Origin of the sequence: Xenorhabdus doucetiae (genome assembly GCF_000968195.1) — a bacterium.
Lineage (GTDB): Bacteria > Pseudomonadota > Gammaproteobacteria > Enterobacterales > Enterobacteriaceae > Xenorhabdus > Xenorhabdus doucetiae.
Map to the genome: position 1 here is coordinate 518,968 of NZ_FO704550.1, position 26,795 is coordinate 545,762.

Annotated in this window: 25 protein-coding genes and 1 pseudogene; 14 read left to right on the top strand and 12 right to left on the bottom strand. The window is 47.4% G+C overall.

Annotated elements, in window-relative coordinates; all coding sequences use genetic code 11:
- Positions 1–434 precede the first annotated feature (434 nt).
- On the bottom strand, positions 435–1,232 hold the full coding sequence (locus tag XDD1_RS18370) for a Thoeris anti-defense Tad2 family protein (RefSeq protein WP_052705631.1): 798 nt from the start codon (positions 1,230–1,232) through the stop codon (positions 435–437).
- A 321-nt stretch (positions 1,233–1,553) separates the two neighbouring features.
- Here XDD1_RS18370 and XDD1_RS02600 point away from each other — a divergent pair, with 321 nt between their 5' ends.
- Entirely contained in the window at positions 1,554–2,537 is a 984-nt protein-coding gene (locus XDD1_RS02600; protein ID WP_045968417.1) for an IS30 family transposase, read from the top strand.
- Positions 2,538–2,795: 258 nt separating this feature from the next.
- On the opposite strand, the gene XDD1_RS02605 is transcribed toward XDD1_RS02600, so the two are convergent.
- On the bottom strand, positions 2,796–4,085 hold the full coding sequence (locus XDD1_RS02605; protein ID WP_045968418.1) for a bifunctional O-acetylhomoserine aminocarboxypropyltransferase/cysteine synthase: 1,290 nt from the start codon (positions 4,083–4,085) through the stop codon (positions 2,796–2,798).
- 314 nt (positions 4,086–4,399) lie between these two features.
- Between XDD1_RS02605 and XDD1_RS02610 the strand changes: the two genes are divergently transcribed.
- Positions 4,400–4,978, top strand: coding sequence for an Ail/Lom family outer membrane beta-barrel protein (locus XDD1_RS02610; RefSeq protein WP_045968419.1), 579 nt, complete (start codon positions 4,400–4,402; stop codon positions 4,976–4,978).
- A gap of 68 nt (positions 4,979–5,046) precedes the next feature.
- Here XDD1_RS02610 and mazF read toward each other — a convergent pair whose 3' ends face one another.
- The 5 genes from mazF to XDD1_RS02635 all read right to left on the bottom strand — a co-directional run bounded on the left by mazF (position 5,047) and on the right by XDD1_RS02635 (position 7,689).
- On the bottom strand, positions 5,047–5,379 hold the full coding sequence (gene mazF / locus XDD1_RS02615; RefSeq protein ID WP_045968421.1) for an endoribonuclease MazF: 333 nt from the start codon (positions 5,377–5,379) through the stop codon (positions 5,047–5,049).
- Positions 5,379–5,624: an AbrB/MazE/SpoVT family DNA-binding domain-containing protein gene (locus tag XDD1_RS02620; protein WP_045968422.1), complete on the bottom strand. Its 246-nt coding sequence runs from the start codon at positions 5,622–5,624 to the stop codon at positions 5,379–5,381. The genes mazF and XDD1_RS02620 overlap by 1 nt, the downstream gene beginning before the upstream one ends.
- A 190-nt stretch (positions 5,625–5,814) precedes the next feature.
- The gene (locus XDD1_RS02625; RefSeq protein WP_045968425.1) at positions 5,815–6,708 is read right to left on the bottom strand and encodes an Rpn family recombination-promoting nuclease/putative transposase; all 894 of its coding nucleotides are present in this window, start codon (positions 6,706–6,708) and stop codon (positions 5,815–5,817) included.
- A 334-nt stretch (positions 6,709–7,042) separates the two neighbouring features.
- Positions 7,043–7,417, bottom strand: coding sequence for a type II toxin-antitoxin system PemK/MazF family toxin (locus XDD1_RS02630; RefSeq protein WP_045968427.1), 375 nt, complete (start codon positions 7,415–7,417; stop codon positions 7,043–7,045).
- A complete protein-coding gene (locus XDD1_RS02635) occupies positions 7,417–7,689 on the bottom strand; it encodes an AbrB/MazE/SpoVT family DNA-binding domain-containing protein (RefSeq protein WP_045968429.1) in 273 nt (90 codons plus the stop codon). The genes XDD1_RS02630 and XDD1_RS02635 overlap by 1 nt, the downstream gene beginning before the upstream one ends.
- A 258-nt stretch (positions 7,690–7,947) precedes the next feature.
- Here XDD1_RS02635 and XDD1_RS02640 point away from each other — a divergent pair, with 258 nt between their 5' ends.
- The 7 genes from XDD1_RS02640 (at position 7,948) to XDD1_RS02670 (ending at position 15,953) form a co-directional block, all read left to right on the top strand.
- On the top strand, positions 7,948–8,736 hold the full coding sequence (locus XDD1_RS02640; protein ID WP_045968431.1) for an SDR family oxidoreductase: 789 nt from the start codon (positions 7,948–7,950) through the stop codon (positions 8,734–8,736).
- 38 nt (positions 8,737–8,774) lie between these two features.
- Positions 8,775–10,019, top strand: coding sequence for a styrene monooxygenase/indole monooxygenase family protein (locus XDD1_RS02645; protein ID WP_045968433.1), 1,245 nt, complete (start codon positions 8,775–8,777; stop codon positions 10,017–10,019).
- A 15-nt stretch (positions 10,020–10,034) separates the two neighbouring features.
- A complete protein-coding gene (locus XDD1_RS02650; protein WP_045968435.1) occupies positions 10,035–10,589 on the top strand; it encodes a flavin reductase family protein in 555 nt (184 codons plus the stop codon).
- Positions 10,590–10,610: 21 nt separating this feature from the next.
- The gene (locus XDD1_RS02655) at positions 10,611–11,396 is read left to right on the top strand and encodes a cyclase family protein (protein WP_045968437.1); all 786 of its coding nucleotides are present in this window, start codon (positions 10,611–10,613) and stop codon (positions 11,394–11,396) included.
- Positions 11,397–11,416: 20 nt separating this feature from the next.
- Positions 11,417–13,024, top strand: a complete 1,608-nt coding sequence (locus XDD1_RS02660) for a phytoene desaturase family protein (RefSeq protein WP_045968440.1) — start codon at positions 11,417–11,419, stop codon at positions 13,022–13,024.
- Positions 13,025–13,085: 61 nt separating this feature from the next.
- A complete protein-coding gene (locus XDD1_RS02665) occupies positions 13,086–13,991 on the top strand; it encodes a SphA family protein (RefSeq protein ID WP_084720914.1) in 906 nt (301 codons plus the stop codon).
- 225 nt (positions 13,992–14,216) lie between these two features.
- A complete protein-coding gene (locus tag XDD1_RS02670) occupies positions 14,217–15,953 on the top strand; it encodes an ABC-F family ATP-binding cassette domain-containing protein (RefSeq protein ID WP_045968442.1) in 1,737 nt (578 codons plus the stop codon).
- 87 nt (positions 15,954–16,040) lie between these two features.
- Here XDD1_RS02670 and XDD1_RS02675 read toward each other — a convergent pair whose 3' ends face one another.
- From XDD1_RS02675 to XDD1_RS02685, 3 genes are all read right to left on the bottom strand, one after another.
- Positions 16,041–16,325, bottom strand: a complete 285-nt coding sequence (locus tag XDD1_RS02675) for a type II toxin-antitoxin system TacA family antitoxin (protein ID WP_045968444.1) — start codon at positions 16,323–16,325, stop codon at positions 16,041–16,043.
- A gap of 70 nt (positions 16,326–16,395) precedes the next feature.
- On the bottom strand, positions 16,396–17,643 hold the full coding sequence (locus tag XDD1_RS02680) for a vWA domain-containing protein (RefSeq protein ID WP_045968446.1): 1,248 nt from the start codon (positions 17,641–17,643) through the stop codon (positions 16,396–16,398).
- A 189-nt stretch (positions 17,644–17,832) separates the two neighbouring features.
- Positions 17,833–18,771, bottom strand: a complete 939-nt coding sequence (locus tag XDD1_RS02685) for an AraC family transcriptional regulator (protein WP_084721105.1) — start codon at positions 18,769–18,771, stop codon at positions 17,833–17,835.
- A gap of 449 nt (positions 18,772–19,220) precedes the next feature.
- Here XDD1_RS02685 and XDD1_RS02690 point away from each other — a divergent pair, with 449 nt between their 5' ends.
- The 5 genes and pseudogenes from XDD1_RS02690 to XDD1_RS02705 all read left to right on the top strand — a co-directional run bounded on the left by XDD1_RS02690 (position 19,221) and on the right by XDD1_RS02705 (position 25,915).
- The gene (locus XDD1_RS02690; RefSeq protein ID WP_071827237.1) at positions 19,221–20,717 is read left to right on the top strand and encodes a DUF3375 domain-containing protein; all 1,497 of its coding nucleotides are present in this window, start codon (positions 19,221–19,223) and stop codon (positions 20,715–20,717) included.
- 5 nt (positions 20,718–20,722) lie between these two features.
- Positions 20,723–21,484, top strand: coding sequence for a DUF4194 domain-containing protein (locus XDD1_RS02695; RefSeq protein WP_084720916.1), 762 nt, complete (start codon positions 20,723–20,725; stop codon positions 21,482–21,484).
- Positions 21,485–21,501: 17 nt separating this feature from the next.
- A pseudogene (locus XDD1_RS20285) lies at positions 21,502–21,636 on the top strand (ATP-binding protein); the annotation flags it as partial.
- Positions 21,637–23,370: 1,734 nt separating this feature from the next.
- Positions 23,371–24,783 carry an SbcC/MukB-like Walker B domain-containing protein gene (locus tag XDD1_RS20290; RefSeq protein WP_408068284.1) on the top strand — a complete coding sequence of 471 codons (1,413 nt, stop codon included), beginning with the start codon at positions 23,371–23,373 and terminating at the stop codon, positions 24,781–24,783.
- Positions 24,770–25,915, top strand: a complete 1,146-nt coding sequence (locus XDD1_RS02705; protein WP_045968450.1) for a Wadjet anti-phage system protein JetD domain-containing protein — start codon at positions 24,770–24,772, stop codon at positions 25,913–25,915. Before XDD1_RS20290 ends, XDD1_RS02705 begins: the two co-directional genes overlap by 14 nt.
- A 62-nt stretch (positions 25,916–25,977) precedes the next feature.
- Here the strand turns inward: XDD1_RS02705 and XDD1_RS02710 are convergent, their stop codons facing one another.
- Positions 25,978–26,367 (bottom strand): type II toxin-antitoxin system VapC family toxin, encoded by a 390-nt coding sequence (locus tag XDD1_RS02710; protein WP_045968453.1) that lies wholly within the window; start codon positions 26,365–26,367, stop codon positions 25,978–25,980.
- Complete coding sequence (locus tag XDD1_RS02715; protein ID WP_045968455.1) at positions 26,367–26,627, bottom strand: antitoxin; 261 nt, start codon at positions 26,625–26,627, stop codon at positions 26,367–26,369. Before XDD1_RS02715 ends, XDD1_RS02710 begins: the two co-directional genes overlap by 1 nt.
- Positions 26,628–26,795 lie beyond the last annotated feature (168 nt).

A 26,795-nucleotide genomic window follows, 5' to 3' on the forward strand; every position in this document is an offset into this window, starting at 1 on the left:
TTTCATCCTACTGCTAAACCGTCAGTCAATATTACTTAGGTTAGATTTTTATTTCAATAATATAAGCTATAAAAGCCATTAATACAGATTAAGATCGGGGTTTTTATGATAAAACCTGTCTATTTGCTGTAATAGATATCGGTTAATGAGTAAATTCGCATTTTATATCTTAAACTTTCGCGTGATTATATTTCTTGGTGATTTTTTATTGAGTGGTTAATTACGTTGATGCGCCGTAATTTTCAATAAATATAATGGTGTTAATGGGTTTAAAATTTATATGGGTTATCGTTTTAAAATAATAATTCTGTCGAGTGTGATTATAAAGATAAGGTAATATATAATAGGAGATATTTGAAATTATTGCGGTAGTGAATATAAAAAAAGACCACATCTAAGTGTGGCCTTAAATTCAGAATATAAATTTGGCGGGTTTATTTCCAGTTGAAACAAAAATGAAGTGTATTGCCTGCGTGTTGTTTCAGCAAAGTTCCTAATTTTTGTGCATCGTCATTCTTATACTTTCCAGCGAATTCATATTGGCGCTTGCCAAACAGATAACCATCTGTACTGCCACCAAGATGATAAGCGACACCATCAATAGTTACCGTGAGATCTTTTTTAAATAATTCAACCAACTTCTGATAACCTTCCGGAGTTAGGGGGTTACCAGAGGAGACTCTTAAATAAATTTCCGGGCTGTTATTATTCCATACGAAATATGAAAATGTCGTAATTTCCGTTTTATTTTTCAGATTAGTCAAAGTACCGAAAGGGCTTTCGTGGTCAGTTCCAGATGCAAATTCATCGTCAGCAAGGTATCCCCAGTTTTGATCAGAATCAGAAAAACTGCCAACTCCCACCTTAAGATCAAAAGACAACATGCAATTATCGGGCGTTGGTTTTGGTTTTGTCTCCGATGTCAGCAAATTCCAATCACAAGCCATTAAGTCTTCTGGTGATGGCTGCCAGGGAAGCCAAATACCATGTTTATCGCTTTTCTCAATATGTGCAAAATCATTATCTTCCCCCTTAGAGGTCAGACGCATATATTCGTTGGGAGTATCCCAATCACTACGATGTAACTCGTTTCCCAGATATGCTTGAATGATTGCCCACGGACAGGAACCGACGGGTGCAGTGACAGCATCAATCTTAATCTGGTATTGGTCAGGATTAATCTGGCATTCATTTTCAGTGTTCTTACTTTTTGGTTTATTAATTTCAGACATAAATTCCTCACTTATTAGGCGTTAAAGTTAAAGGTCATTTCATCCTACTGCTAAACCGCCAGCCAATATTACTTAGGTTGGATTTTTATTTCAACAATATAAGCTATAAAAGCCATTAATACAGATTAAGATCGGGATTTCTATGATAAAATCTGTCTATTTGATGTAATAGATATCGGTTAATGAGTAAATTCACATTTTATATCTTAAACTTTCTCGTGATTATATTTCTTGGTCTTGGATTCGCATAGTAAGTGCAATTTCTAAGAAAGGCGGTCAGTTGCTATAGTAGGCATCTTTCTCGCCAAAGGAAAATGCACTATGGCCTATACGCAACTGACCGAAACAGAAAGATACCAGATTTTCGGCTTAAAAGAAGCCGGTTTTACACAACGTTTTATTGCAACGTCGCTTAATCGGGCCCCATCAACAATTAGCCGGGAATTGAGACGAAACCGGGAAGCCGAGAAATATGAACCTGAACAAGCTCAGCGTAAAGCATTAGAACGCCGTCATTCTAAGGTAAAAGCCGTAAAAATCACGCCAGAGATAACAAAGTGGATAAAACAGTTAATTTGGCAAGATTTAAGTCCGGAACAAGTTGTGGGTTATCTCAAGCGGGAAGCGAAAATCTCTTTACATCATGAAACAATTTATCGATTGATTTATAAAGATAAAATAAATGGCGGTGATTTATGGCAACATCTTAGGATAGCGAAAAAACCGTATCGTAAACGCTATGGAAGCCATGAGCACAGAGGAAAAATTAAAAACAGAGTCAGTATTGATAAGCGCCCAAAAATTGTTGATAAAAAGCAGCGTATTGGGGATTGGGAAGGGGATACTATCGTTGGCAAAGATCGTAAAAGTGCCTTATTGACTTTAGTTGAACGAAAATCGTTATTTACGATCATCATTAAACTTGAAGATAAAACAGCAGAAGGTGTTGCCAAAGCGGCGACAAGACATTTATCGATGATAAAACATAAAGTTAAAACAATTACCTTTGATAACGGACTCGAATTTGCCGAACACGAACGGATCGGTAAAAATTTAGAGACAAAAATTTATTTTGCTCATCCGTATTCCCCTTGGGAAAGAGGGATAAATGAGAACATAAATGGATTAATCAGAGATTACTTCCCAAAAGGAACCGATTTTAATAAGGTATCAGAGCGGGAGGTTAACCTTGTGGCAAACCGACTAAATAATCGACCACGTAAGACACGAGATTATAAAACACCGAATGAGTTATTTACAGGAACCCCAACTCATTTACTTCGTTCATTACGGTGTTGCGCTTAATATGCGAATCCAAGGGTGATTTTTTATTTTGGGGTTAATTACGTTGGTGGGCAATAGTGATTTCAAAGCGGGATTTTTTCTTTTTAAGAGAAAGTAAGTTTTATAATAATAATTATCACTCTTGGATTATAGGTATTGAATAAAAAAGTGGAACCGTGGTTCCACTTATGTAAATCGGGGGCGTAATCCCCCCGCCGTCCTCTTAAACATGCGCCGCCTTAAATAAACAAGTGGAACCGCGATCCCACTTGTTTTTCTTTAGGCAGGATGATGCGCTTTTGCCGCCTCCAGTGCCTGTGCGAGATCGGCAATAATATCGTCGCTGTGTTCGATGCCGATGGACAGGCGAATCAAATCGCGTGAAACCCCCGCTTTTGCCAGCTCTTCATCATTTAACTGACGATGGGTGGTGGATGCGGGATGACAAGCCAGTGATTTGGCATCACCAATATTGACCAACCGCACAATCAGTTGCAGGGCATCAATAAAACGGATACCGGCTTGTTCCCCGCCTTTAATGCCGAAAGAGAGAATAGAGGCGGGCTTACCCTCCATATAACGGGCAGCCAAATCATATTCAGGATGGGCAGGTAACCCCGCATAGTTAACCCAGGATACCTGTGGGTGTTTTTCCAAATATTGGGCAATTTTCAGCGCATTTTCAGCATGGCGCTCCATGCGCAGCGCCAGCGTCTCCAGCCCCTGCAAGATCAGGAAAGCATTGAACGGCGACAAGGCGGCACCGGTGCTGCGCAATGGCCCGACACGGCAGCGGGCGATAAAGGCCGCCGCCCCAAAATGTTCGCTATAGGTGATGCCGTGATATGAAGGATCTGGCGTGGTTAGAATTGCAAAGCGCGCCTGATGCTCCGTCCAGGGGAATTTACCCGAATCGACAATAATCCCGCCAATCGAGGTGCCATGCCCACCAATATATTTGGTCAGGGAGTGGATAATGATATCGGCGCCATGTTCAAACGGGCGGCATAAATAGGGCGTTGCGACGGTATTATCCACGATCAGCGGAATGCCGTGCCGATGGGCAATCTCTGCCAGCGCTTGGATATCGACAATATTCCCGCTGGGGTTAGTAATGGATTCGCAATAGACCGCTTTGGTTCTCTGGTCGATCAGGGCGTCAACGGCAGCGAGATCATTATGATCAACAAAACGGGTTTCAATCCCCAGCGTAGGGAAACTGTGCGCCATCAGGTTATACGTTCCGCCATACAGTTTTGCCACCGAAACAATATTATCCCCGACAGCCGCAATGGTTTGTATCGCGTAGGTGATTGCCGCCATGCCAGAAGCCACGGTAAGCGCGCCAATACCGCCTTCCAAGGCGGTGATACGTTTTTCCAATACCTCATTGGTTGGGTTCATGATGCGGGAATAAATGTTGCCTTCCACTTTTAAATCAAACAAATCAGCACCATGCTGGGAATCATCGAAAGCGTAGGAAGTGGTCTGATAAATAGGGACAGCCACGGCTTTGGTGGTGGGATCGGGGGAATAACCTGCATGGATAGATAAGGTTTCTAATTTCATTGTTATTTCCTTTAAATAAGTAAATGGTACTGACACGTTGATACTCGTCGCACTTCAAATAATTAGCGGCTTTCGTCTTGCGAGCTGCAATTTGAAACTTATAGGATATAAAATCAAAAACAGTGGAACAGAAAAAAAGTATGGCTAATTTACAAAATAGTAATATGAAGAAGCAATATCATAAAAAAATATCGATAGATATCAATTAATAATCCAATGTGTCTCACATTTGCTGCATTTTATCCGATTGCCTGACAGAAACTATCTATACTTTAAGCGGTTAAAACGTTTAATAAACATAAAGGTAATTATTGATGGTGATAAAAAAAGCGCTGCTTGCCACTTTAGCGGTATCCGGTTTTATGTGGGGTTCAGTCGTTTATGCAGATTCACAGACGGTTGCCGTCGGTTATGCGCAAAGTAAAGTGCAGGATTTTAAAAATATCCGCGGGGTTAATTTTCACTACCGTTATGAATGGGATTCTCCGCTCACGATTATGGGTTCATTCACTTATATGAAAGGCGATAAAAAAGGAAGTTACAGCGTAAATAACCAATCCTGGCAAGCTAATGCGGATGCAAAATATTATTCCTTGCTGGTTGGTCCGGCATATCGAATTGACTCCCAAGTGAGTGTCTATGCTTTATTGGGATTTTCCCATACAAAAATTGATGTCACTGAAAATGAGTATGCAGAAATAAATGGCAGAAGCATTCATTCGTTTTGGAATATCAATGAAAAAGCCACCAATATTGCTTATGGCGCCGGCGTGGAAGTTAATCCCATGCAAAATTTAAGCTTTTATGCGGGGTATGAAGGTTCCGCCGCGAAATTCAATGGCAAAAATCATGGGATTAATGGATTTAATATTGGGGTGGGGTATTGGTTTTAAATAATATTATTTTTTTATGGGGAAGGCCACGTGGGTGTGTGGCCTTGAATGCAGGGTGTAGTGCCCTGTTATCCGATAAGCGCCTTGGCTTTAGCCTTTATATCCTCCAGCTCTGAAGAATTAACATGACCTTTCTTTGTTACTTTTCTGGCTCGCCAATCAACACATGTCACCTGATCAGCTAAGGCAATACTGTCACGGCTTCCTGATAATTCAACTTCAAAAGGATAATCTTTCGCCTTCGTTGTGCAAGGAACACAGAGCAGTAATCCCACTTTATTGTTATAGGCAAATGGACTCAGTACTACTGCGGGGCGATGGCCTCCCTGCTCGTGTCCAGCCACAGGATCAAAGTCAATCCAAATAATATCGCCAGAATCAGGCACAAAACGAGAAACCATCAGATCAATTCCTTACCCACTGGAGGACCAAAATCCATTTTTTCATGAATATTTTCGGGTGTAATCCCAGCTAATAGCGCATCGAGAGAATACTCTTTCGCCTTGACCGGAATAATGATAATTCGACCATCTTCGACAGAAATATCAACCGTATCATCAACATTTAGTGAGGCGGCTTGCATAATAGCGACCGGAAGACGTACAGAAGGGCTGTTACCCCATTTTTTCACGACGACTTGTGCCATGTTTAAATCCTCGAAGTATCAACAATGAAGATACCCTATCAGTGATTATTTTAAGTGTCAACTTTGTTGATACCGCACTTGCGAACCTTATTTTAATGTTTCTTTGATCGCTTTAATCGTACCACCCTCCAAACCGAGATTGCGCATGCCGGCATCTTCCCGCATGCGCAGGTGACACAGAGAAAATAAATCAATGCCTTAATGCTTCAATTTTCTCCCGGCTCAGGCCTGTACTGCGGATAATGATCTCCAGACTGACACCGTTTTGTAAAAGTGCGCGCGCGGTTTCCAATTTACCTTCTTCAAGTCCTTCTCTGCGGCCTTTTTGTTCCAGTTCTTCTGCAATGGTCATCACCATATCTTTGTCCTCCGGCAATTGGTTAGCTATATGATGGATTATTTGAGTGAAATTCTGCGCATGGCCATTATGCAATAAGTAGCGAAGCAGAACTTCAACTTGCTCTTTTTTAACATCTTTTGTGTCCAGTATCACAATCAGCCCGTTGATCCATGTCTGTATATCACGTTCGCGGATATGTTTCTGAACCCACTCCAGCATGGCAACCGCTTTAGGGTGGGTCAAGATCTCGTCATCACTGAGCACACTCAGATCCACTAACGGAAACGGCTGGCTATACAAACGCGCGGCCTGCCCCGGTTGGTCAAAACAATCCAGCCACTGCATTGAATAAGGATAAGGCTGGGTTTTTCCATGATAAAACAGCAAGGGCACGACCAGCGGCAATTTTTTATGCCCGTTTTTCAGGTGACTTGCCATCACTGACACCGAATACTGCATCAACCGCCATGCCATCATCGGATCAGGCGTTGACTGATGCTCAATCACGCAATAAATATATCCCTCGCCTTGCACCGTTTCAACCGAGTACAGAACATCCGTATACAGTTTCCTTAATTTTTCGTCGATAAAGCTTCCCGGCTCTAGTCGCAGGGTCGGGAAATGACATAACGACCGAATATCTTCCGGCAGATATAACGATAAAAACTCTTTGGCTGTATTGGCTTGTGTTAAAACATACTTGAATAATTCATCATGATTCGGCCGTTCTTCCTTGTTTCCCACTCACTTTCTCCCTGTTTCCATTGGTTGTTAAAAAATGCCACTGGCCTGCATGATAATGGCGAAAATGGAACGCAAGTTAAACACAAAAATAGCGCAAAATTGCTGCAATAGCGGATTTTGCGGAGGAATTAACAATCTTTTTGTAATGGATGTATATCCAGCATTTGTTTTGCGGGCGGCTTCGCATAAGCGTCTGTTTGAACGATGTATCAACTGGGCGTCAGACCGAACAGGAAAAACACGTTAGAATAGAACCGTTTTCTGTGGTGGCTCCTATCCGGTCATCGATTTTCTTCGATAACAGCTCAGGCCTGTGTGACAGAGCCTTTCACCATTAATTTAATTGAGGATCTAAAATATCTATTACTTTAGATAATATTTCATCAACAACACTAGGTTCAGCCTGTGCCGAATAGGTCGCTTTGCGTTCATTCAAATCAAGTGATCGGATCTGGTAACAAAGTGCAACACCGGTAACTCTTCCGGTATCAGTACTTGAGCCATCTAGATATACGGTGACAGCTTCAGAACGTGCCATTCCTCCCCCGCTAGTAATTGGAACGCAAAGTGCAGTACCTAATTTTTGATTCAGTGCAAATTCAGAGATAACCAGATAGTAATGCGCCCCTTTAAATTCTCTGCCGCTAACGGGATCGCCGTTAGCGTGCCAGATTTCACCCTTGCTTGGGACATTCTTTTTACGCACCATTAAATCACCTCATTACCAACATGGGGAGAATTTAGATCGTCGGCTGTTGCTTCGTTGAAAGCCCGCACTTCTGTTTCATCAATGCCCTGCAACAGCTCAGAAAGCGATTTCCTGCCTCTGGCAATTCTACCCGCCGGTTTGATGCTTATTGTGTCGCCTGACGAGCTTACATCCAATGTCATGCCTACAGACCACCCCATTACTGTTGCAATATCACTAGGGATTGTGACAACGACAGCACCTCCCTGTTGACGTAAACGTGTTCTTGCCATGATGACCTCCAATAAATATGCAACTTTGTCTCACCCATTTATTGTATCAGTAAGTTTCACAAAGTCGCGCTTTTTGTTTCGATATCGCAGCAGGGCTTCCCTATTATCTTGGCGATGTATTAAGAAATTATGGATATCTGCACTCAGTGGATATTTTCTGCATATAGCGGCTAATTGAACGTCTATATTTCACGTAATTATACCCCCTCATAATTTGTTATTTCACTCTGGTAGGCTTATGACAAGAGGGGAATCCTTATGCAGGGCTTAAATAATAAAGTCGCGATTGTCACGGGTGGTGCAACCAAAATTGGTGCCACTGTTGCCAAGGTATTGAGTGAATATGGAGTGAAGGTTGCTATTTTCGATATTGATCAGGAAGGGGGGAAAAAAGCCGCCAGCCTGCAACCGGAATGGCTCCGCTTCTGGCATGTCGATATTACGGACGATAAACAACTTTCACAGGGAATACAGGAGGTTGCTGCTTATTATGGTCGCCTGGACTTCCTGATCAACCTTGCCGCCACGTATTTGGATGATGGTGCCAACTCTGGCCGTGAAACATGGCTGACCGCGTTAAATATCAATGTGGTCAGTGCCGTGCAGGCCGCCCAGTTTGCCCGGCCTTATCTGATTGCAGCGGGAGGCGGTGCCATCGTTAACTTTACCAGCATCTCTTCCTCGATTGCCCAAACCGGCCGTTGGTTATATCCCGCTTCAAAAGCCACGTTATTGCAAATTACCCGCAGCATGGCAATGGATTATGCCGCTGACCACATTCGCGTTAATTCCGTTTCACCGGGGTGGACTTGGTCACGGGTCATGGATGAGCTGACGCAAGGAAATCGGCAGAAAACCGATCAGGTTGCCGCCGATTATCACCTGCTGGGTCGAGTCGGCGATCCCGAAGAAATCGCGCAAGTCGTGGCCTTTCTCTTATCTGATTTAGCCAGTTTTGTCACTGGGGCGGATTATGCCGTTGATGGTGGTTATTCAGCAATGGGACCCGAACAGGCAAAACCTGCCATTCCGCGTTTGGCGGAATAAGCACACTGAAAGCAGTTGCACTAAAAGAGGAAAATACTATGCGCCGTATCGCTATCGTTGGAGGTGGCCAAGCTGGACTGCCTCTGGCCCTTGGTCTGCTTGACAAGGGCTATCAAGTCACTGTGGTCACCAATCGAACACCTGATGATGTTCGTCATGGCCGGGTGATGTCGAGCCAGTGTATGTTCGATGCTTCTTTGCAATTTGAGCGTGATTTGGGATTGAATCAGTGGGAAGCCCAATGCCCGCCCGTCGAAGGTATCGGTTTTACCGTGCCACATCCTGAAATTCCCCATGACAAGGCGATTGCGTGGAGCGCCCGGCTCGACAAATATGCGCAAGCGGTCGATCAACGCCTTAAGATGCCATTTTGGCTGGAGCTGTTTGCGTCCCGTGGCGGTCATCTGGAGATAAGCGACGTGGATGTAGCCGGACTGGAACGCTTGGCGGCCAGCCATGAACTGGTGATTTTGGCGGGAGGAAAAGGGGAAATCGTGAAATTGCTGGAACGCGATGCGTCACGCTCTCCCTATGATAAACCTCAGCGCGCATTGGCCTTGACCTATGTGAATGGAATGTTACCCACACCTGAATATTCCCGTGTTTCGTTTAATCTGATCCCAGGCGTGGGGGAATATTTTGTTTTTCCTGCCCTGACCCTGAATGGTCCCTGCGACATCATGGTGTTTGAAGGTATTCCGGGTGGCGCAATGGATGGCTGGCAAGAGGCCAGAACTCCGCAGGAACATCTGGCCTATAGCAAGCATATCCTCGACACTTTCCTGCCGTGGGAATCTGAGCGGTGCCGCCATATCGAGCTGACCGATGAAAATGGCATTCTGGCGGGATGTTTTGCGCCGACAGTACGTAAGCCCGTGCTGACACTGCCTTCCGGCCGTCACGTTTTTGGGCTGGGGGATGCGGTACTCACGAACGATCCGCTGACCGGGCAAGGTTCGAATAATGCCACCAAAGCCTGCAAAGTCTACTACGAATCCATTCTTGCCCGCGGCGACAAGCCTTTTACCGCCGAGTGGATGAATGGCACCTTCGAACAGTTCTGGAACTACGGCCATTACGTGGTGGAATGGACCAACAGCCTGCTGGTGCCGCCCAAACCACATGTTCTGGAGTTATTGGGCGCTGCCCAACGCCTGCCGGCCCTTGCCAGCACCCTTGCCAATGCTTTCAACCACCCTCCGGTGCTGTTCCCGTGGTGGGAAGATGCCCATGCCTGTGAAGAATATATCCATTCACAACTGATTGAAGAAATTCGGGCATAAACGGGGGAAATCCACATGAGCATAAATACCCTGAACATTAATAACCCAATGCCGCTGTTTGAGAGTGAATGGGGAGCGACCGAGTTTGAAGCGAGGACACTGCGCACGCTGTTGGGAAAGTATCCAACCGGCGTTGCCATTGTTGCCACCCGTACCGCTGACGGGCGCAATGTGGGGCTGACCATCAACTCATTTGCGTCACTTTCGCTGGAGCCGCCTTTGGTGCTCTGGAGTCTGGTCAACCACTCACCTAATTTGTCGGTGTTCCGTGACTGTGAATATTTCACGATCAGCATTCTTGGCCATGACCATCAGGAGCTCGCTTTGCGTTTTGCCAGCCCACGGGTGGAAAATAAATTTCAGGGTATTGCGGTGCAGGAAACGCCGGAAGGTATCCCTTCAATTGGCGGGGCAATAGCAACATTGGTATGCGCCAATCACCAGCAAACGCACCTTGGTGATCATTTGTTGATGATTGGTCAGGTCAAGCGCATTGCCGGCACCGAAGGTAAACCACTGGTTTTTCATGGTGGTATGTTTACCGGACTGCATGACGTTCATGAAATATAAACAACACTCAGGAGAACATGAATGAAAAGTCCGTTGAGTGCGTTGGTTGCTGCGTTAAATCAGGGCAGTGTCAACATCATCGACCTGACGCAAACATTAACTCCCGATTTTCCGGCCTTGCAGTTGCCTGAACAATTTGGACAAGTCCGGTCATTTAGCATTGAGCGCATTTCTCACTATGACGAAAATGGCCCCGGCTGGTACTGGAACAATTTTAGCTGTGGTGAGCATACCGGCACGCATTTTGATGCACCGGTACACTGGATCAGCGGTAAAGATCAGCCCGATAACACCGTCGATACCATTCCCTTGCCCAATTTTGTCGCTCCCGCAGTGGTGGTGGATGCCAGCCTACAGGTGGCACAAGATCCAGACTGGATCTTGACGGTTGAGTTTTTACAGGCTTGGGAGCAACAGCATGGGCACATTCCTGCCGGCGCATGGCTGCTGCTTAGGACAGATTGGTCGAAACGGGCGGACGATCCGGCGCGCTTCCTGAATATCCGTGATGACGGTGCTCACACGCCGGGGCCAAGTCAGGCCGCAGTGGAATGGTTGATCCATGAGCGGGATATTCGCGGGTTCGGCGTCGAAACCATTAATACCGATGCCGGTCAATCTTACGGCTGGCCGCTGGCTTATCCCTGCCACACGCTGATGCACGGAGCGAATAAATATGGCTTGCAGTGTTTGAAAAACCTCGATTTGTTGCCACCTACGGGGGCGGTCATTATTGCGGCACCCCTTAAGATTGGTGGCGGTTCGGGCAGCCCGCTGCGGGTGCTGGCTTTAGTTGAATCGAGTTAGATCTTTTGGGGAGCGACACCATGACAGCGTTCAAGCCACAAGTGATCATTGTCGGCAGTGGCATCAACTCACTGGTCTGTGCCGCACTGTTGGCGAAATGGGGAAAATCCGTCTTGGTACTGGAACGCAATGCCGTACTTGGCGGGTGTATTCGCACGGAAGCGCTGTTCCCCGGTTACACCCATGACGTGCTCTCTTGCTGGTATCCGCTGTTTTTGGGCAGCCCGGCCTATCAAGAACTCAAGCCGGCATTGGAAAAGGCGGGAGTGGAATTTCTGCACAGTGATTATTCAACCGGATTGGTACAACCCAATGGCAAAGGCATTGCCTTAAAGCGGGAGATGTTGGCCGCTTCCTTACAGCTTGATGAAGTGGCGGCAGGGGCAAATGATGGCGAGGCATTGATGCGCATGGCACAGCAGATCCTGCATGAGGATGCTGCGCTGATCTTCGGTTTATTGGGGCACAATCCTTATGGTTTCGGCATGCTCAAGCTGCTATTTTCTGAATGGCGCAAACGCGGCATTGATGGATTAACGGCGTTTGCCGGTAGCTCGCTGGAAACATTCCGCCGCTGGGCGGAACGCGAATTACAGTCTGATTTCAGCCGCGCCCTGATCGCACCGTGGGTACTGCATACCGGATTAGGGCCGGATGATGCCAGTTCCGCGCTGATCGGCAAGCTCACCTTTGCGGCCGTGGTTGCCGGGGGAATGCCCGTGGTGAAAGGCGGCAGTATTCGCCTTGTCGACGCGCTGAAAGGGATCATTGAACAACACGGCGGCCAGCTTATCACGGATGCCCATGTTGACCGCATCATCACTCACCAACGGGGAAAAAAGTCCCGCACTTCTGGGGTGATTGTTGCGGGGCAGATTTATCACGCCAGTGAAGCGGTGGTTTGCAATGTGACCCCGCAACAGCTTTATGGTCATTTGCTGGGTAACGTTCCCGATGCGGTCCGGCAACGGGCGCAAAACTATCGCTATGGGCGCGGGGGAATGCAGGTGCATTTTGCCTTGAACCACCCGCCGCCGTGGCGTGAGCCTGAACTGCGCCATGTGCCACTTGTCCATTTAACGGAGAGCATGGAACAGGTCTGCCTGTCCGTGACGCAGGCCAACAACGGTTATCTGCCGGGCCATCCGACACTGGCAATCGGGCAGCCGACCGCCCTTGATCCTTCCCGTGCCCCGGCAGGGGGTTGGATCTTGTGGGTGCAGATGCAGGAGTTACCCACCCATCTGAAAGGGGATGCGTTGGGCGAGATCCCGATCCCCGCCGATGGCAAATGGAATAACGCGGTGCGTGAAGCGATGGCGGATCGGGTTCAGGCGCGTCTGGAAACGGTGATGCCCGGTTTTTCTTCCTCCATTGTTGGCCGAAAAGCCTATTCTCCGGCGGATTTGCAGGCATTAAACAGTAACTTGTCAGGGGGAGATCCCTACTCAGGCATTTGCTCACCGGATCAATTTTTCTGGCTACGTCCGTTTGCTGCTTCACAGGGAACAAAGGGGTACCAGACCCCTGTCAGTAATGTGTTTCATATTGGGGCTTCAACCCACCCAGGCCCCGGATTAAGTGGAACTTCCGGCTATCTTGTTGCCCGCCGGCTGGCGCGGCGCTGACCAAATTAGCCCATCATTTCAACCTGTATCCATTCATCTCTTTTATAGAGAGGAGAATTTTATGACGTTAAAATTCAGACAATTCATTTATGCAGCGGTGTTATCACTGCCCGGTTTTTTAGCGATGTTAAGTGCGCCGGCGATGGCGACAGAAGGGGGAGTTGGTGCCTATCCTGATGGTTTGGACAATTATTTGTCCGGTGTATTACCCCCGACGGGGGTTCATGCCCTGTTTTATGGCGGCAATATTCACTATAACAAACTTAAGGATGATAAAGGCAATGTGATCCCCGTTCCGGGTTTCAAAGTCAACGTCAACGTCCTTGCCCCCCGTCTGGTTTGGGTCACGGAGACGTCGGTTTTTGGCGGCCAATTGGCTTACCATGCCATTTTGCCGTTATTGGATGTCACCGCTAATGCGGCCGGCAAACACAACAACAGCAAAGGGCTAGGGGACATCACCGTTGGCCCGGCGCTGGGTTACCATCCCGCCCCTGATTTGGCCTATGTGGTTGGCTTGAATGTCAACGCGCCGACAGGCCACTACGATCGCAAAGATCCTTCCAGCCTCGGAAAAAACTATTGGACAGCCCAACCTGTCTGGGCACTGAGCTATTTCCCTGCTTACGGCATCAACGCCGATTTAAAAGTGATGTATGACGTCAACTTCCGCAACGGGGCCACCCAAACGAAATCGGGTCAGGCGCTGCATACGGATTATGCACTGGGATGGGGATTTGGCAACGGTTTGGTCGTGGGCGTTGGTGGCTATCTCTTCCAGCAGATCACCCATGATCGTGGTGCCAATGCCGCAAGCGGTAAAGCAAGCGCGGTGGGTTTCGGCCCCTCGGTTCGCTATGCCAATGATAAAGGCTGGCTGGTGACCTTAAAATGGCAAAAAGATGTTGTTGTCTATAATCGCCCATCGGGTTCACAGATTTTCTTAAAAGCGGCGATCCCCTTTTGAGAGAATATTGATAAAAAGACGCTGCTCATCAATATGAGTAGCGTTTATTTTTATCATTTAATTAATCCGATAAATAATAACATTAAAACACAGTAAAGCTTTATTGTTACCCCTGAATTTATTATGCCAATAACTTGACTTGGTTTTTCTTTGTCTATATAAGTTTTGACCTGAAATAATCATCTTTTTGAGATTAATAAAGGTCTTACGATGGGGACATAATCAATGTCAACGCTGATTCATTGTAACAAAGTTAACTTTAATATTAATGCCAAGCCCCTATTTAATAATCTGTCCATCACGATTAAAGAAAACGACAAAATTGCCTTGGTTGGTTATAACGGTACGGGAAAAACCCATTTACTTAAGCTATTGGCGGGTATTGAAAAGCCGGATGATGGGGTCATTGAATATGCCAATGGCCTGAGACTGGAGATGGTTTCTCAGTTTATTGACGATAGATTGCTTGAAATGACGTTGCTTGATGCCATTGCCCAAAAAGTGAAGCAAATTGATGAATATGGCGCTTATAAGGCCGTCTCTATGCTTGATGATTTTGGCTTTCAGGAGACGGACTTTACCACTAAAGTTGCCGATCTCAGCGGCGGGCAAAAGACCAAATTAATGTTTGCCATGAGTGCGGTCGTGGAACCCGATATTATTTTATTTGACGAACCCAGTAACCATTTGGATGCCAATACCCTGAAATTCTTCGAGGATTTCTTTAATAAAAATCTGAAGAGTGCTTTTATTATCGTTTCCCATGACCGCAACTTTCTGGATAACGTGACCAACCAGACAGTTTTCTTGCGTGACCAACAATTAACGGCTTTTTCCCTGCCATTCAGTCAGGCATTGGTTGCCTTGCAAGAAAAAGATGAAGCGGATGCGTTGCGCTTGCAAGCAGAAGAAAAGAACATTCGGCGCATACAGGAAAGTGCCAAGCGTTTGGCAATATGGGGGAAAGTCTACGATAACGAAAAATTGGCCAGAAAAGCCAAATCGATGGCGAAACGGGCGGAAAAACTCGAACAGAGTAAGACCAAAATCACCGAAGGGGAAACCTATCGGTTATCGTTGGATGCCGACACGGTCAAATCGAAAAATATGCTGCAAATTGGGGAAAAATGGATTGGTTATCAACACAATGAGCAGTTTAATCCTTTATTTTCAATTAATGGTTTATATATCCGGCCAGGCGATAGAATCGCCCTGTTAGGTGATAATGGCGTGGGGAAATCGACGCTTATTCATACTTTGGTTGAGGCTTATATTTATCTCAAGGCCGAAAATATGACCTTCTCCCCGCAATGTAATATGGGGTATCTCGATCAGGAACTGGAAAAAATCCCGCTTAACGAATCGATCTTCGATGCCGTCAGAAATAATACACCGAATATCGATGACATCACCTGTAAACAGCAATTGATTGCGGCAGGCTTTAACTATGCGGATTTAAATCAATTAGTGGGGCGATTAAGTGGCGGCGAGCGCTCCCGATTAATGTTTTTGATCTTGAAATTAAATAAACACAATTTTCTGATCCTCGATGAACCGACAAACCACTTGGATATTTTTGGCAAAATGGAATTGGAAAGTGAATTGATTGATCACGACATGACAATATTAATCACTTCGCATGATCGGGCATTTATTGATAACGTCGCCAATCGCTTTTGGCTGATTAAACATGGCAAGCTGGAAGAAATCACCTCCAGTGAGGGGTATTATCAGTTACTTAATCAAAAAGTGATCCCGAATCCAAAAGACATCGTTAAAGTTCAGGAAGGTGCGGTTGATAAGGCGGAAATACTCACGGATGAGGAAGCGATCCTGCAACGCATCGTGATATTGGAGCAAAATCTGGCAGAAGATTTAGCCAGAAAACCGAAACATCAAAAGCCAAAAAATCAGGCGAATTGGAAAAAGGAAATTGAACAACTTTATGCCAGGCTGGGGTGATTGAGCATCTTTGTTGCAACAGCCAGCGGCATAAACAGTTCACCACAATCAAAATGGTTTCTATTGTGTTTGTTTTTATCGAGACGCTCAATCTTCATTGCTTATCGTTTCTCTATGTCGACGAGCAGCACGCAGGAAACGTTCGTTTGTCTCAATGGGGTTTTCCAACGCATGGACAAACGCCAGTGCATCGTCCCGACACAATTTAATGCGCATATCCTGCTCAATCAATCGCTTAGCTTCTGTTACAGCAGCATTTGTAATAAAACTATTCAGACTGGTGTAGCCTGATAATGATAGTGCCATTTCGAGTAATTCCTTGGTCTCGGAACTGACTCGCGTGGTGATGCGTTCATTTGCTAATGTGGACATAACCCTGACTCCTACCGCATTTGAGATTTAAGTTATCGCGCCCCTTATTTGGGGCGCTGATCGTGATTTATTAAGACAAGATACGTTCGGCAGCAGCGGCGTCGAGCCAGTCTTTAAACTCGGTCAATAACAGATCATATAAGACATCTTCTTTCATCGTGGCAAAATTGTCGATGGCGAAGAATTGGGTATTATCCAGACGACGATCAGTAAAATTATCGAGATTTTCGAGGATGCCATAATTCGATCCCCCCAAGCCAACAAACTTCCAGAAAATAGGGTAATTGGCTGAACGCCGGATAGCATCTTTAATTTGGCGGGTCTTACTGATCCCTCCGTCGGTAATAAATACGATATAAACAGGTAGATCACTGTCTTTAAAAAAGTCGATAATCTCTTCCATGACCGGCGGTTCATTGTTTACCGCACCGAGACCGGGGAGAATTTCCCATCGGGAGTGCTTTGTGGCGGTCTGGATGGCATGGATATAGCCATCAAGGTTATCAAGGGTAACATCCTGATATTTTTTGTGTTTCTCAGCAAAACCCCAGACATCCATTGCGCCGTCATCGTCAAATTGCACGGCCAGTACCGCAATGCGATCCAGGACAGCCTGAACATTGCCCTTTTTGAATTGGCTTTTCATCGATCCGGACGCATCAAGAACAAACGCGACCCGTGCCTTGATGGATTGCAGTTTATGCTTGCTCAGGCTGACCGTTGCACTTTTGGCAAGGTTGACGAGGCGTGGCGCTTTATCCTGTAGCTTTTTCTCAAGGCTGATCGTTGGGGTCGGCGACGGGTTTGCCGGAGCGGGTTGCTCCACATCGACACCAAAATTAACCGCCAAAGGCTCCAAACCACCATTAAACCCTTGCCCAAGCGCACGAAGTTTCCAGTTGCCGGCATGCCGATAAATTTCCGCAACAATCATAGACTTTTCAGTTCTGTCCGCTGTTGCAATGGTGAAAGTCGCAATATTTTGGGCTTCAAATTTCAGTTGCTGGAGGCCGGCAACTGAATCCGAACCATCGATGACCAGCGTGATAGCAATTTTGCTCACATTGGCCTCTATTTTGCTGAGATCCAGCGTGATAACGCTGTGTTGGTGAAATGTCTCTAAAACCAGACTGTTATCGGCGGCGGCAGGATGATTATAAAAGTAAAAATCACTGTCTCCCCTGACTTTCCCACTGGCATTTAACAGAAAAGCGGAGGCATCGATTTCACTGTGAAAAGAGGCGGTTGTTGGGTAAGAGAGAGTGAGCCGAAGAGAGGTCGTGGATAAAACAATATTCTGCCCTGCTTGAAGTTGCATGGGTGATGTCCTTATGAGTGAGTAATGAATATCCTTGGTGGATGTTCTTTGCCAGAGGTCATTTTAATCAAAGAATTATCCGCTTATTTACATTGATAAACGTTTAAGTAAGCCTCAAAACGCGCAATGACTCTTGAATGCAATCGTAACCAAGGTATTTACCGTGCCTGTTTTATTGGGCGCGGGTTCTCACCCACGCCTCAAACTTTCACTCGGTGTCTCACCGTAGCGGGCTTTATATTCTGCGCTAAAGCGTCCCATATGGGCGAATCCCCAACGCAGGGCGACACCGGTGACGCTGGCGGCTTCTCCTGCCAGTAGTTCGGTGCGGACATGTTCCATGCGCAGGTCACGTAAATACTGCATCGGGCTGATATTCAGAAATTCTTTGAAACCAGAGTAGAGGCTGCGCAGGCTGACGCCTGCCACTTGGGCAAGCTGCTCTACGGTGATGGGTTCGTGGGCGTGCGCCTGCAAATATTCCTGTACTCGCCGGACATGTCGCGGGCGAATGGAACAGCGGTGGTTGGCGGGGGTTTCACTGTAATTATGCTGATGGGTAGACAGCAGGGTAACGGAAATTAATTGTTCTATCTGGCTGGTAATCAGTTTGTGTTGCAGGATATCGGGGACTTGGGTGGTACATTCCAGCAGATAAGGCATCAAACAGCGCCAAGCCTGACAGCGCTGCCATGCAAATCCCAGCTCAAATACCAGCGGTTGTTCCAGAGGATGCCCCAATTGGCCGACAAGGGTTCGCTCCAGCAAGGAGCGGGAGATCCTGACCATAAACTGGTCGTTATCCGCATTCCAGCGCATAGCGGTGTGCTGGTTGGGGCTGAGAACAGAAGCCATATTGGGGGTGGAATCAAGGCATTGGTCACCGCTTTCAATGTCGGCACAGCCTGCCAGCGGCATTTGAACAAGGAAAAACGAACTCAACTCCCCTGGAGTGATTTCAACACTGGCACGGTAACGCAGCCGGCTCATGGAAATATCCCCCAGCGGAATATAGTGCATTCTGGCGTCCAGCTTTTGATTGTTGCCCACTATATGAAGTTGATGAGGCTGCATGACCCGCCCGACCATCGATTTCACTTCATCAAAATCGTTGGATGAAAAAAGCATGTGTTCCGGGGAATTGAAATGAGCCGCAATTTTTGTTAGTGCATATTTGGGGTCTGAACATTTCGATTCGGATTCAGAATAGTAGCGAGACCACGAATTGCCCATATTTAGATACCTCTAGCATTGGTCTTATTCTATTGTCTGCTAACAGTATCCACATATTGCTTAAATGAAATATATATGATTATGAATGTATTTATGATGGGTATTACCTGATTCACTGTGGGATGAGGGTTGTAGTACTAAGCTTGTAGTATTAAGACATCACTTGCAGAATATAAGCTGAAGTATTTTCAGTGGTTCAGAAGCATCTTGATTATTTATAGTGATTCGATCGATTATTTCGTGATTGGAGTCACTCTATTAATCAACATCACTGATAAAACAATATTACACTGAATAATCTCTACTTACTCATCTTACCCAACATTGATAAAAGCCCTACGATTATGGAAGAAAGGATCAAGCAACGTACAGAGAGTTATATTTCGGCAAGAAATCAACATCCTGCTTGGTTACTGCTTGCCACCCGACGCGCACCGCTTGTCTTAAGCTGTCTGAAAACCTTGTTTGAGGAATCAAACGACGGTATTCCTCTTGAAGAGGCGATTGTGCAGCTTACTAACATCCTCATGGATCACGCCAATCAAGAGCAATATGAAATTAATCAGGATAATTTTCCTCTCCAGGCAAGCCGTGAACTACGGGAATGGATTAAACGCCGTTTAATTGTCGAGCGTGATGGGCGTCTATTTGCAACCGATGCGCTTGAGATTTCCATCGCGTTTGTTGAGACGCTTGATAACCGGTTCATGACTTCAACCGCCTCTCGTTTGTCCACGGTACAAAGAGAAATCGAAAATCTGGAAACCCATCTTAATCCTAATCCGGCAAACCGGGTTTCTGTGTTACGCCGCCGAATAGCCGATCTTGAACGCGAGTTGCAAGAAGCAGAAGCAGGACACATTGAGGTACTGGAGCCACATCAGGCCATTGAACATATTCGCGAAGTCTTCAATCTGGCCACCAGCCTGAGAGCCGATTTTCGGCGGGTTGAAGATTCCTGGCGTGAAGCCGACCGTGTTCTCCGGCAATCGATTATTGGCGAGCAATATCATCGTGGGGAAATCGTTGATCGTCTGCTCAACGATCAGGAGGCGCTGCTCAATACTCCCGAAGGGAGGGTGTTTGACAGTTTTCAACAACAACTTCGCCAGTCTGCTGAACTGACCGCAATGAGTGAACGATTGCGTGTGATCCTTAGTCACCCTGCCGCTTCTGACGCGTTGAGCCGCCTACAGCGCCATGATCTGCGCTGGCTGGTAAAGCGACTGGTCGATGAGTCGCAAACGGTACTTCAGGCGCGGGCTCGCAGCGAACGCGATGTTCGGGGGTTTATGAAAACCGGCCTCGCAGCGGAACATCATCGCGTCGGGCATTTGCTTAATGAATTCTTTAATCTGGCATTAAACCTTGACTGGCAGCGTCAGGCAGTACGCAAAAAGGAAGTGCCGCTTCCTGCGGTTGGCGTAGCTGTAGGGGGGCTCCCTATTATTGAGCGCCTTCGTTTCAAAGAGGTCGATGATGAAGCAGAGCAAACACTTGATCTGAGTCACCATGCTGCCGATCTGGCACAAATCGGTGATGATTTCTGGGATGCGTTTAATGGGTTGGATCGAGAAGCGTTGCTCCGTCAGACATTACAGGTACTCGCGAAGGAGAATAGGCCCGTCAGCCTTGCTGAACTGGCGATATTGCTGCCACCGGTTCACGATCTCGAAACGTTTGCCTTCTGGATTGGCATGGCAAAAGAAGCGGGTATCGACGTGAGAGATGATCAACGTGAATATGTTGAACTTCGTGATGATGAAGATCACCTCTGGCGCTTCGATCTCCCCACCACAGGGCTGGAAAGCAAGGCACTGAAAGATATTGACTGGGAGTGACAAGCATGGCGGGAATTTTTGACCGACTGATTAAGCAGCGTAATGCAGCGGGGTCTGACAGTGATTCAACTCTGCAAAGTGACGATTTAACCGAGCATGATTTGACCGATAATAGAGAAGAAAACATCACTGGCAGCGAAACACGAACCCAGAAAAAAATACGGGAGGCCGCTCAAGAACTGCTTAAATTTGGTCTGTTGGAAGAGGCCAATAAACCCAACCTGTACCGCGCTGTGCTGACCCATCCTGAAGAAGTCACCCGAATTTTGGAACCCCTCGATCTGGACATTGGTATCGATGAGATCCGCGGTGTGCTGTATGTCAAAGTCAGGCTTGATGATGTACAGGAACAGGATGAATGGTCGCACCCACTCGTGCGGCGGCAGCGGCTCAATCTGGAACAATCGTTGTTGGTTGCGATCTTGCGCCAGCATTTTATCGCCTGGGAACAAGAGAGTGGAACCGGCGCTAATCAGGCGCAGATAGCCATAGACGACCTGCTTCCACAATTACAGTTGTACCTTGGCGATCCGGGCAGTGAATCAAAAGAACGAACCCGGTTGATTAATCTGTTGGATCAATTGAAAGGCCATGGGTTAGTGACATCGCCGGATGCCCATGAACGGATCACGATTCGACCCGTCATTGCCCATCTCGCTGATCCGGTAAATCTTCAAGCATTATTGGTTTGGTTGCGGGAGCAGGTCGCCCACCGGATACCCCCGGATGACACATCCAAAAACGATAACAGCGAGGAGGAAGCATGAATCAAGAGATACACCTGATGGGAGATGACTCTTTTATTCTCACCCGTATCGAGCTGTTTAACTGGGGTGGCTTTCAGGGACTGCATCAGGCAACCATCAATCAGGCAGGCACGGCAGTGATTGGCCCGACCGGAAGCGGTAAAACCACGCTGGTAGACGCGCTGATGACACTGCTTTGCGCTAATCCCCGCTACAATCTGGCTTCAACGGACGGGCATGAAAGCGACCGGGATTTGATCTCTTACGTGCGGGGAGTCTCCGGCCCCGGTGACGGGGGAGAGGGACAATCACATATCGCCAGACCGGGAAAAACCGTGACGGGGATTGCTGCAACGCTAGAGCGCAAAGGGCAAACGGTACGTCTGGGAGCGCTGCTGTGGTTTGACACCACCAGTTCCAGCGTGACGGATATGAAAAGGCTTTGGCTATTCAGCGATAACCCAGAACAGACGCTTGAATATTGGCTGAATGTCTATCACGACGGCGGCATGCGATTGCTAAGGAAAATGGAAAAAGAAACGACCGGGATCTGGGCATGGCCGAATAAAAAACAATATCTGGCGCGGCTGAGAGACTATTTCGACGTAGGCGAAAACGCCTTTACTTTGCTAAACCGTGCCGCAGGATTAAAGCAGCTAAACAGTATTGATGAAATTTTCCGCGAGCTGGTGCTTGACGACCACTCTGCTTTTGATCGAGCGGCAGAAGTCGCCAACAGTTTTGATGACCTGACCGAGATACATCAGGAGCTGGAAACCGCTCGCAAGCAACAACGATCCTTACAACCTATCGCCCTTAGCTGGGAAAAGCACCAAGATCAGCAAAGGCAGCTTGCTGACAAACGGGTGTTGGAATCGCTGTTACCTGTCTGGTTTGCGGAGCAGGCAAGCCATCTCTGGCAACAAGAAGTCAGCCGCCTTGAAACCGAACTTGATGAGACTAAAGCCAGCACAGCGCACCTGCGGGCGCAGCTTGAATCGCAGAAAAAGGTCGCTACCGACTGCCTACAGCGTTATCTACAGGTTGGCGGCGCAAGTATTGATGAGCTGAACAACCGTATCGACGACTGGCAAAACACCCTCAACCAGCGAGAAACACTGGCACACCAGTACCAGCAACTGACCCATAATCTCGAACTCCCCTCCGCATTGACTCAATCGCAGCTAGAGGCGAACCAGCATGAAGCCGGAGCCAGACGAGAGCAACTCAGCCATGAGATCAAGCTAAAACAAGATGAGGTGTATCAAAAAGGGGCACTCAAGCACAACGTGGCCGAGCAACTTCGTCAATTAGAGGCGGAAAGCGCCGAGATTGCGCAGCGTCCGGACTCTAACCTCCCAGCTCATTATCAGGCGTTCCGCAGTGAGCTGGCAAAGGCTCTGGATATTGATGAGGCGGAGCTTCCTTTCGTGGCAGAACTGGTTCAGGTTAAGCCGGAAGAAGCTTCATGGCGTGGCGCCATTGAACGCGCTATCGGTAGCCACCGGCTGCGCATCCTTGTCTCACCGGAATCCGCGCCGGCAGCATTAAACTGGGTAAACCAGCGCCATAATCGCCTGCATGTGCGATTAATGGAAGTTAAATTGCCATCCGCTTCCGTCAGTTTTTTTGATGATGGTTTCACCCGCAAACTGCTGTGGAAGGATCATCCCTGGAGGGAAGCAGTAAAAGGGCTACTGGCGGGTATTGATCGCCACTGTGTTGACCGCCCTGAACAGCTACGCGCGATCCCCCATGCCATGACCTCTCAGGGACTCATGTCCGGCAAGCAACGTTTTTACGACAAACAGGATCAGAAACGCCTTGATGAAGACTGGCTGACAGGGTTTGATAACCGGGACCGAATGACCTTTCTGGCGAAAGAAATTGTCAGGCTTCAGGAACAGATGACCGTCGCCACTCAAGAGCTTGAGCCGGTAAAAGGTGAGGTAAACCAGCTTCAGCTCCGGGACGCTTTATTTCAACGAATTCAGCAACTGGACTTTAATAATATTGATGTTCCGGGCGCGATGAAGAAGCTCGCGGAATTAAGGGAACGGCTGGAGAACTTAATCCATCCGGATTCTGATGTCAGCGTCGCCAACATGTTGCTAAACGAGGCGCGACAGATTGAGGAGAGTATTGAAAAGCAGCTTCAGGAGGCCAATAAAGAGCTCGGTGGGCTGGAAAAAAGCCTCGACAGGGCTTTGGGAGCAGAGCGACAGGCTCAACGGGTTGCACAACAGGGTATGACGGACGAAGAGCGGCAACTAAGCGGCTTACATTTCCCTACGGTGGCAATGGAACAACTGTCTGATATTTATGATCTTGAACGCCAGCATGCGGGTAAACTCCAGCGTGAAATCGAAGGGCTGAAAGGAAAACTGCACGACTTGAATCTCGAGTTGACCAGGCGCATGTCCATTGCCAAAAACGCGGATACCGGGGCGCTTGCCGAAGTCGGCACCGATCTGGACGATATCCCGGCTTACTTGCAACGTTTGCAGGAGCTGACCGAAGAAGCCCTGCCTGAAAAACTCCAGCGCTTTCTGGACTACCTGAACCGCTCGTCCGATGATGGCGTCACGCAATTGCTCAGCCATATTGATCAGGCCGTGTTAATGATTGAAGAGCGTCTGAGCGAGCTAAACGCCACGATGTTCAGGGTTGATTTTCAGCCGGATCGCTATCTGCGGCTGGTCACAAAGAAGGTGATCCATGAAAGCCTGCGCACACTTGAAAAAACACGGCGTCAGTTAAATGCCGCACGGCTTATTGATGATAACGGCGAGAGCCATTATAAGGCCTTACAGTCGCTGGTTGCGTTGCTTCGGGATGCCTGCGAAAGGAATCGAACGCTGGGAGCAAAGGCGTTGCTGGACCCGCGTTTTCGTCTGGAGTTCGCTGTGTCGGTGATGGATCGTCATACGGGTAATGTGATTGAGTCCCGCACGGGTTCACAAGGCGGTAGCGGTGGGGAAAAGGAGATTATTGCCTCTTACGTACTGACCGCCTCGCTCAGTTATGCGCTTTGCCCCAAGGGCAGCAGCCATCCGCTTTTTGGCACCATTATTCTTGATGAAGCTTTCTCCCGTAGTTCCCATGCGGTTGCGGGCAGGATCATTGCCGCACTCAAGGAGTTTGGTCTGCACGCGGTATTTATCACCCCTAACAAAGAGATGCGACTGTTGCGCCACCATACTCGCTCGGCTATCGTCGTCCACCGACGCGGCCAGAATTCAAATATGGTCTCCCTGAGTTGGGAAGAGCTTGAAAATCACTACCAACGGCGAGCGCAAGAGCAGCATGAACTCTCCTGACGACATCGCAAAAAAACTTGCCCGCCAATGGGATAGCGCAAAGCGCCGGGCGGAACGCTTACTCCCTCCGGGTAACTGGCCCTTGCGGCTGCCCATTGGTAAACCCACCCCAAGGGAATTTACTGAACATGCCCGGCAAGTTTTGGAACATGTTAAGGCATGGAGGAGTGTGCAGACCGGACGAGTCGAGTGGGAATTAGTGAATTATCGGGCGAGTAGTGAGCCGGTACCCATGCCAGTGTGCTGGGTTTTGGCCGGGCCTTCAGAGTGGATTGATGCTGCCGCAGATCGGGGGGTCAGCCGTGAGTTCAGGTTGCTTGAGGAAATTATCGAACAAGTCGATGCGGTTTTTCATCCACTCTTGATCAAAAGCCGTTCACTCTGGCAACACCGAAATCCTCAAGAGGTTATTACGGCCGCTGGGCTGGCCAACCGTTTAACGCCCGGCTGTGCAAACGGACTGCCATTGAGATTATTGTCCGGGCTGGGAGTGGATACAAAATTTATAGAAAACAATACCTCATTACTGACCCGGCTTTTGGACGAACGTTTTGCGGGCGAAGTCAGTAAACAAGGATTAACCACTTTTCTGGATGCGCTTGATGAAAATAACCATTGGGTACTCGTCATACCGCTGTCACCCGGATTATTGCCCTTCAAAAAAAGTAAGGTCACCACGGTAGAACTGGCTGACGTTAAACTGCCTGCTTCACACTTGCTCGTTGTTGAAAATGAACAATGCCAGCATCAGCTACCGGCTTTACCTGACACCATCGCCATCTTGGGTGCCGGCCTTGATTTGCAATGGTTATCTAACCCTGATCTGGAAGGAAAGTCCGTTGCCTACTGGGGAGACATGGATACTTGGGGGCTTCTGATGCTGGCAAGAGCCAGAAAACATCACCCAACGCTTTCCGCATTGCTGATGCACCGTGAATTATTTGATGAACATGCCAGTGATAAGGCTGTTCCCGAACTGGTAAAAGCGCAGGATACTATTCCAGATGGTTTACTGAACGAAGAAGCCGATTTTTATCATTATTTAGCTGATCGACAGCGTGGGCGCCTTGAACAAGAATTCCTCCCGACAGATGTCGTCACTTCAGTACTCACACGTTGGGGAATGGATTAAGCCTATCTTCTCGTGAATGAATCCTGACTGAAAAATAAGTGGGACCGCGGTCCCACTTATTTTCATTTTGTCCAGTCCTCGATAGTTAAATCAGACACCATTCCAAACGCTGAATCGCTGGTAACAAGAGTTAATCCCCGGCTCAGGGCGTGAGCGGCAATCAACTGATCCATTGTTCCCATTGTTCTGCCCGTTTTTTCCATTCCGGCGCGTAACGTCCCATAGACTTTTGCCGCATTTTGATCCCAATCGTAAACTGTAATCGAATCAATAAATGTGTTTACGATATGCTCAAGGGTACTGTTTTGGCGTCTGGCCAGGCCATAACGCAACTCGGCCTCAGTAATGGAGGATATCCCTATTTCTGAGGGTGATACGGTGCGTAATTTGGCTATGACTGTCGGATGTTGCCGAAAAATGTAACTGACGATATTGGTATCCAACATGTACATTAAAAAATGTCTCCAAATGGGTCACGCTGTGTAATCTCCTGATTGCGTTCATTTATATTTAAAAAATCATCAGGAACGGACAATGTGTGTAACATATTGAGAAAACTGTCCCAATTATCAGTTGATTTGTTTTTAGAGAGAATAACGTCCCCGTTTTCATTTTTTCGGATATAAACATGATCAGTGTCGAATTCAAATGCAACAGGCAGCCTCACAGCCTGATTACGGCCATTTTTGAATATTTTTGCGACTCGTTCCATCGTTAACTCCTAAATAAATTTGCTCTAACATAGGGTAAAGCATATGCTTCAAATCAGCATATGTCAATGCATATGCCATTATGAAATATCCGCAACGTCAACGGTTTCATCACCCATTTCCTGCCTGTTTTCCCTGAACATTTGTCCACCCGCTGCACGCTTTATCCA